A 2,251-nucleotide genomic window follows, 5' to 3' on the forward strand; every position below is an offset into this window, starting at 1 on the left:
CCAAAACCCGCTCACCCTGCCGTTCGTCGACCTCGGCAGTGCGCCGCCGTCCAACGCCTATCTGACAGAAGAGGCCCTGCGTGCTCCGGAGATCTGGTACCCGTTGCGCGTGTTGGTTTGTGAGCACTGTTGGCTCGTGCAGACAGAGGATTTTGCCCAGGCCGACGCGCTCTTCGATACCGATTACGCCTACTTCAGCAGCTATTCCAGCACCTGGCTCGCCCACGCCGAGCGCTATGTCGCCGCCATGGTCGAGCGCTTCGGCCTGACCGACGCGAGCCACGTCGTCGAGATCGCCGCCAACGATGGCTATCTCCTGCAATACGTCCAGGCCCGCGGCATCCACTGCACCGGCATCGAGCCCACTACCAGCACCGCCGATGCCGCCCGCGCCAAGGGCATTGCCGTCGTCGAGGACTTCTTCGGTGTTCGCCTGGCCGAGACCCTGGTTGCACAAGGCCGCCAGGCCGATCTCACCGCGGCGAACAACGTCCTCGCCCATGTGCCCGACATCAACGATTTTGTCGGCGGCTTCGCGCGACTGCTCAAGCCCCAAGGCGTGGCGACCTTCGAGTTCCCGCACCTGCTGCGCCTGATCGATGAGACCCAGTTCGACACCATCTACCACGAGCACTTCTCCTACCTCTCGCTCATGGCGGTGGAGCGGATCTTCCAGGCCAACGGGCTGAGCGTCTTCGATGTCGAAGCGCTTCCGACCCACGGCGGTAGTCTGCGCGTCTTCGCGCAACGCGCCGACACCGGCCAACATCCGCGACACCCCCGCGTCGATGCCATCCTGCGGCGAGAGCAAGCAGCCCGACTCGACGGCCCCGAGGGGTACGCGGGCTTCCAAGCCAAGACCGACCAGGTGAAAAATCGCTTCCTAGCCTACCTGATCGACGCCAAGCAGCAGGGCCGAACCCTCGCCGCATACGGTGCCGCGGCCAAAGGCAACACCCTGCTCAACTACGCCGGCGTGCGGCCCGACCTGCTGCCTTACGTTGTCGACCGGAATCCGGCGAAGCAGGGCAAATATCTCCCCGGCAGCCGTATCCCGATCGTCGGTGAGGAGCGTCTGCTGCAGACGAAGCCCGACGCCATCATCGTGCTCCCCTGGAACTTAAGCACCGAGGTGAAGGCGCAACTGGGCTATGCTCGGGACTGGGGTGCTCGGTTCATCACCGCGGTTCCGGATCTGGTCGTCGATTAGGGACGGTTCAAAAATAAAGTGTACAGATGTGTGAACGCCATCAGCCGTAGGTTGGGCAAAGCGCAGCGTGCCCAACTGCTCCTGTGATGCCGGCGCGGGTTGGGCACGCTTCGCTTTGCCCAACCTACCGTTCATGTTGATTTTCAATCGTTCCTTAACGACTGAAACAACCAATGAGTCCGCATTGACCGACGGCACGGATGTGCCCCCCTGGCGTGAGGGCGCAATCCGTCTCCCCCTCCCCTGGCGGGAGGGGGCCGGGGGGAGGGGGCCTAAACGGCGATGACGGCACACACCACACCCGAGGGGTCGACCGCATGAATCCGACCTATGATCAAGATTACTATCAGTGGTTTAGCGATCAGGCTCGACTATTGCGCGAAGGCATGTGGGAGCGCATCGACGTGGAGAACCTGGCCGAGGAGCTGGAGGACATGGGAAAACGCGAGAAGCGGGCCTTACGCAGTCGATCCGTGGTCCTGCTTGCGCATTTACTCAAATATGCTTACCAGCCAGAGCGCCGAGGACCGAGCTGGACCGGCACGATTCGCGAGCAACGCAAGCAATTGGACGCGCTTCTGCGCGACAGTCCAAGCCTCAAGCCCCGACTGATCAGCGATCTGGAGGACAGCTACATCAGCGCCAGATTGCTGGCGGCAGGGGAAACCGGTCTGCCGGAGCAGACATTCCCCTCGAGTTGCCCCTACACCCTGGACGAACTGATCGACGAGCACTTTTGGCCCCAATCCAAGACGGCCTGACATCGCGTCGTCGATGCTGCCGATCCGCGAAGCCCCTTACGCCGCGTAGGCGCGCGGCTTCCCCGGAGATCTTGTGTGCGTCTGAACCCGACAGAAATCGCGGCGATCGAACGGGCGGCTCGCGAGACCTTCGCCCCTCGCTCGACGATCCGCCTGTTCGGCTCGCGCCCGGACGACAGCCGGCGCGGCGGAGACATCGATCTAATCGATCTACTGGTCGAGCCGCCGGCGCCGCTCTCGCCGCAGGAACTGGTCGAGCGGCGTCACCGTTTCATCGCCC

Annotated in this window: 2 protein-coding genes and 1 pseudogene; all 3 read left to right on the forward strand. The window is 63.4% G+C overall.

Going from position 1 to position 2,251, the window contains the following annotated elements; genetic code table 11:
- On the forward strand, window positions 1–1,210 hold a 1,210-nt coding region (locus VLR48_RS13015), incomplete at its 5' end, for a class I SAM-dependent methyltransferase (RefSeq protein ID WP_325292205.1).
- Between the two features lie 317 nt (window positions 1,211–1,527).
- Window positions 1,528–1,971, forward strand: a complete 444-nt coding sequence (locus tag VLR48_RS13020) for a DUF29 domain-containing protein (RefSeq protein WP_325292206.1) — start codon at window positions 1,528–1,530, stop codon at window positions 1,969–1,971.
- A 75-nt stretch (window positions 1,972–2,046) separates the two neighbouring features.
- Window positions 2,047–2,251: pseudogene (locus VLR48_RS13025) on the forward strand (nucleotidyltransferase domain-containing protein); the annotation flags it as partial.

It is taken from the genome of Thiocapsa sp. (assembly GCF_035467215.1).
Lineage (GTDB): Bacteria > Pseudomonadota > Gammaproteobacteria > Chromatiales > Chromatiaceae > Thiocapsa.

Excerpts from the sequence above, each read along its gene's own strand:
- VLR48_RS13020 (WP_325292206.1), top strand. The coding sequence starts at position 1,528 with ATGAATCCGACCTATGATCAAGATTACTATCAGTGGTTTAGCGATCAG.